We start from the raw sequence: 4,978 nt of genomic DNA, 5'->3' as shown, positions 1-4,978 counted from the left end.
ATGCGTGTGCTTGAGCTCGATATGGCCAGCGAGTATTTGGTTATGGCTGCCACGCTGCTCAGCATTAAAAGCAGAATGCTGCTCCCAAAGCAAGAGGAGGAGCTTTTTGAAGATGAATTGCTTGAAGAAGAAGATCCGCGGGAGGAACTGATTGAAAAGCTGATTGAGTATCGAAAATATAAAGATGCGGCGAAGGAATTAAAAGAACGGGAAGAAGAAAGACAAAAATCGTTCACGAAACCGCCGAGTGATTTGAGTGAATATGCAAAAGAAGTAAAACAGTCTGAGCAAAAGCTCTCTGTCACGGTCTATGATATGATCGGAGCTTTTCAAAAAGTGCTGAAACGCAAAAAAATAAACAGGCCGATGGAAACAACAATTACAAGACAGGACATACCAATCGAAGCCAGAATGAACGAAATCGTGCACAGCTTGAAATCTAGAGGAACGAGAATCAACTTTATGGATCTGTTTCCATATGAGCAAAAAGAACATTTAGTAGTGACCTTTCTAGCTGTTCTCGAGCTGATGAAAAATCAGCTGGTCCTCATTGAACAGGAGCACAATTTTTCAGATATTTACATTACGGGGAGTGAATCCATTCATGGGGCTTGATATCGTGAATTGGAAAGCTATTGTGGAAGCCCTTCTTTATGCGGCAGGCGATGAAGGGCTTACAAAAAAGCAGCTGTTAACAGTGCTTGAAATCGAAGAGCCTGAACTGAACACGATCATGGCGGATGTGGCGGACGAATACCGCGGAGATACACGAGGGATTGAACTTATTGAGTATGCAGATACGTACATGCTCTCTACCAAAAAAGACTTTGCGCCTTACTTGAAAAAACTGATTGAAGTGCCGTCAAAGGGCCTTTCTCAAGCATCTTTAGAAGTACTGGCCATTGTTTCATACAAACAGCCAATTACGAGAGCAGAAATTGAAGAAATCAGAGGAGTAAAATCAGAGCGGATTTTACACAGTCTTGTCGCGAAGGCGCTATTGTGTGAAGTAGGGCGTGCCGATGGTCCGGGGCGGGCCATTTTATACGGTACTACGCCGACTTTTCTTGAACAATTCGGTCTGAAAACGCTGGACGAGCTTCCGCCGCTGCCTGAAAATGCGGAAGAAGACGTTCTTCAAGAAGAAGCAGATTTATTTTTTGAAAACTTTAACCAAACCTTCGAAGATATAAAATAGAAGTTTAATGAATCGCGCTTTTTCATCATCATAAGATATAAGGAAGAAGCTATCATGAAAGAAGCAAAATGTGAGAGACAAAGACATGAGGGGAAGATACCAAACGAAATGGGACATTCGATTGTGCGAGCGCAGACTCAAAAAACAGGCGAATTCTTATCAATGGTTGTCAATACCGTGAACGATTACCTAAATCAAACGACACTTGAGTCCTTACAGGCTGAATTGCCTATTGAAAAAGGATACTGCTGTGATGTGCTGAGCACTCTGAGAAGAATGGCAGTATTTTGTGAAGGAGGCGCAGAAGCGTGCCGCCGTCTCCTGATGCAGGAGCCTTTTCAGGAAGCCAGAGCGGAAAAAACACTTTATAATGTGTATCACCAATGCATTGAAGAGTTCTTTATGCCGAAAAAAGACACGTGGTGTGAAAATAGCCGGGCGTCTTATACTGGGGTCAGCGCAATTGAGTTTTATCATGCTGTTCCTGCGTCGCTTGAGCAATTATTATTGCCGTTGAGCGCGGCCTTTCTGAAGATGAGGGAAGAGCTGGCTCATTACGAAGCGTCCGGATCAAGCATGGCGCCAATCAGATAACGTTTACTCTCCCTTTTTCAGGGAGAGTTTTTTTATGTTTGCTTCCAGAAATATAATTGTTATTCATAACTGATGGACATGCGCATAAACTTGTACAAACCACCACAAGGACGTGAGCAAACATGCGCATTTTCAAAAAAGCAGTATTCGTGATCATGATTTCTTTTCTAATTGCAACTGTAAATGTGAATACAGCACATGCTACTATAGATGTCAGTGCAAAAAGCGCGATCATTATTGACGGTGCGTCAGGCAGAGTGTTATATGCCAAGGATGAGCATCAAAAAAGGCGGATCGCGAGCATCACAAAAATTATGACCGCCGTCCTCGCCATCGAATCCGGCAAAATGGATCAAACGGTGACGGTTTCGGCAAATGCTGTCAGAACAGAAGGCTCCGCCATTTATTTAACAGAAGGTCAAAAAGTGAAGCTGAAAGATCTTGTGTATGGCCTGATGCTAAGATCAGGAAACGACGCCGCTGTCGCGATTGCTGAGCATGTCGGTGGGAGCCTCGATGGGTTTGTTTATATGATGAATCAAAAAGCCGAGCAGCTTGGTATGAAGAACACCCGTTTTCAAAACCCGCACGGATTGGACGACCATGAAAATCATTATTCAACAGCCTATGACATGGCCATTTTAACTAAGTATGCTATGAAGCTGAAAGACTATCAAAAGATTTCAGGTACAAAAATATACAAAGCGGAAACGATGGAAAGCGTATGGAAAAACAAAAATAAACTGCTGACCATGCTATATCCGTACAGCACAGGAGGAAAAACAGGCTATACAAAACTTGCAAAACGGACACTGGTCTCTACGGCTTCAAAGGACGGCATTGACCTGATAGCCGTCACCATTAATGACCCTAATGATTGGGATGACCATATGAAGATGTTTAACTATGTGTTTGAGCATTATCAAACCTATTTAATTGCAAAAAAAGGAGATATTCCAAAGCTGAAAGGCACATTTTATGAATCGAAGGCTTTTATCAAACGTGATATCACCTATTTGCTGACCGAAGAGGAAAAAGAAGATGTGAAAATTAATACCACACTGCTCAAGCCGAAAAAAGCATGGGAAAAAGATGCCTCGAAAATCCCTGATATCGTAGGGCACATGGAGATCATGTTCAACGATGAAACCATCGCAAAAGTGCCGATCTATTATGAAAATGAGCGGCATCAAAAACCGAAGAAACAATTTTTTGAAACGTTTAAATCAATCTTTCTGAATGCGGCAGGCGGAGCAAAATGGTCAATATAATTTGGGTCAGTTTAACAGTGATCGGACTCGTTTTTGCGATGTGCAACGGAACACTGCAAGATGTAAATGAAGCCGTGTTTAAGGGTGCGAAAGAAGCGATTACGATCTCATTTGGATTGATGAGCGTGCTTGTTTTCTGGCTTGGTTTAATGAAAATCGCCGAGCAGTCAGGGCTTTTGGATATTTTCAGCCGGATGTGCAGGCCTTTTATATCTAAGCTGTTCCCTGATATACCGCCGGATCACCCGGCGATGGGCTATATTTTATCTAATCTTATGGCGAATTTCTTCGGCCTCGGAAATGCAGCAACTCCGCTTGGCATTAAAGCAATGGAACAAATGAAAAAGCTGAATGGAAACCGATCGGAAGCAAGCCGGTCGATGATTACTTTTTTAGCTGTTAATACGTCCTGCATCACACTCATCCCGACAACGGTGATCGCTGTCCGAATGGCTTATTCCTCCAAAACGCCGACAGATATCGTCGGGCCAAGCATTTTGGCAACGCTTATTTCCGGAATCGGTGCCATTATCATTGATCGGTATTTTTATTACCGCCGCAAAAAGAAGGGAAGGTGAGCGGATGGAAATCATCAACTGGCTGTCTTTAGCCATGATTCCAATCATTATTGCCGGAATTCTTCTTTATGGAACGATCAAAAAGGTTCCGACATATGAATCGTTTGTCGAAGGCGGGAAAGAGGGGATAGAAATTGCCTTTTCCATTATCCCCTATTTAGTCGGAATGCTTGTCGCTATAACTGTTTTCAGATCATCAGGCGCGCTTGATTTTATAATGGATCTTTTAAAACCGGCTTTCTCCGCTATCGGCATCCCTGCTGAAGTAGTGCCGCTTGCTCTGATCCGCCCGATCTCCGGTACGGCCGCACTTGGAATGACGACCGATTTAATTGCAGTATACGGGCCCGATTCCTTTATCGGCAGGCTGGCTTCCGTCATGCAGGGATCTACAGATACAACGCTTTACGTACTGACTGTGTATTTCGGAGCAGTCGGCATTAAAAAAATGGGTGATGCATTAAAGGTGGGACTTCTTGCAGATTTAATCGGCGTAGTTGCATCTATCATCATCGTTACGTTATTATTTGGGAGCGCCTGAAAACGGCGTTTTTTTTAGATTTGGCATAGGAATTTGAAAAAGCTTGTTTGTTAAGGTTGAAAAAAGTAAGATAATACTTGAGGTGAAAGACATGGAAAGACTGCAAAAAGTGATTGCTCATGCCGGAGTTGCGTCGCGCAGAAAGGCAGAAGAGCTGATTAAAGAAGGAAAAGTAAAGGTGAATGGCAAAGTAGTAACAGAGCTAGGTGTTAAGGTCACCGGTTCTGATCAGATTGAGGTAAACGGGTTAAAGGTTGAACGCGAAGAGCCGGTTTACTTTCTCTTATATAAACCAAGAGGCGTTATTTCCGCAGCGCAAGATGATAAAGGACGCAAAGTGGTGACGGACTTTTTTAAAAATATTCCGCAGCGCATTTATCCGATTGGGCGTCTGGACTATGATACGAGCGGTCTTTTGCTTTTAACCAATGACGGCGAATTCGCCAATAAGCTAATGCATCCTAAGTATGAAATAGACAAAACATACGTGGCGAAGGTGAAAGGAATCCCGCCTAAAGAGCTGCTCAGAAAGCTGGAGCGCGGAATTAGGCTGGAGGAAGGCAAAACAGCGCCTGCTAAAGCGAAGCTGCTGTCTTTGGATAAGAAAAAGCAGACAAGCATTATTCAGCTGACGATCCATGAGGGACGCAACAGACAGGTGCGCCGCATGTTTGAAGCGATCGGACATGAGGTAATCAAGCTGAAGCGTGAGGAATACGCGTTTTTAAACCTGCGAGGCCTGCACACGGGCGATGCCAGAGAGCTTACGCCTCACGAAGTAAAAAGGCTCAGAGCA

At 43.6% G+C, this 4,978-nt stretch carries 7 protein-coding genes; all 7 read left to right on the top strand.

Features of this window, described 5'->3' with window-relative positions; genetic code table 11:
- Positions 1–615, top strand: a 615-nt coding sequence (scpA, locus tag RAC86_RS35190) for a segregation/condensation protein A (RefSeq protein ID WP_377886667.1), incomplete at its 5' end; no start/stop codon positions are given.
- Positions 605–1,198 carry an SMC-Scp complex subunit ScpB gene (scpB, locus tag RAC86_RS35185; RefSeq protein ID WP_003223904.1) on the top strand — a complete coding sequence of 198 codons (594 nt, stop codon included), beginning with the start codon at positions 605–607 and terminating at the stop codon, positions 1,196–1,198. The genes scpA and scpB, both read left to right, overlap by 11 nt.
- A 54-nt stretch (positions 1,199–1,252) precedes the next feature.
- Positions 1,253–1,792 carry a YpuI family protein gene (locus RAC86_RS35180; RefSeq protein WP_014477219.1) on the top strand — a complete coding sequence of 180 codons (540 nt, stop codon included), beginning with the start codon at positions 1,253–1,255 and terminating at the stop codon, positions 1,790–1,792.
- 122 nt (positions 1,793–1,914) lie between these two features.
- Complete coding sequence (gene dacB / locus RAC86_RS35175; protein WP_015251792.1) at positions 1,915–3,063, top strand: D-alanyl-D-alanine carboxypeptidase DacB; 1,149 nt, start codon at positions 1,915–1,917, stop codon at positions 3,061–3,063.
- Entirely contained in the window at positions 3,051–3,641 is a 591-nt protein-coding gene (spmA, locus tag RAC86_RS35170) for a spore maturation protein SpmA (RefSeq protein WP_004398980.1), read from the top strand. Before dacB ends, spmA begins: the two co-directional genes overlap by 13 nt.
- 4 nt (positions 3,642–3,645) lie before the next feature.
- Positions 3,646–4,182 (top strand): spore maturation protein SpmB, encoded by a 537-nt coding sequence (spmB, locus tag RAC86_RS35165; RefSeq protein ID WP_003230509.1) that lies wholly within the window; start codon positions 3,646–3,648, stop codon positions 4,180–4,182.
- Between the two features lie 91 nt (positions 4,183–4,273).
- Positions 4,274–4,978: 23S rRNA pseudouridine(2605) synthase RluB (gene rluB, locus RAC86_RS35160; protein WP_377886666.1), on the top strand; the 705-nt coding region annotated here is incomplete at its 3' end.

The sequence above is a fragment of the Bacillus sp. LR_5 genome, from assembly GCF_042709275.1.
Note: the sequence above shows the minus strand (reverse complement) of the source record. Positions and strands in the feature narration are given on the sequence as shown.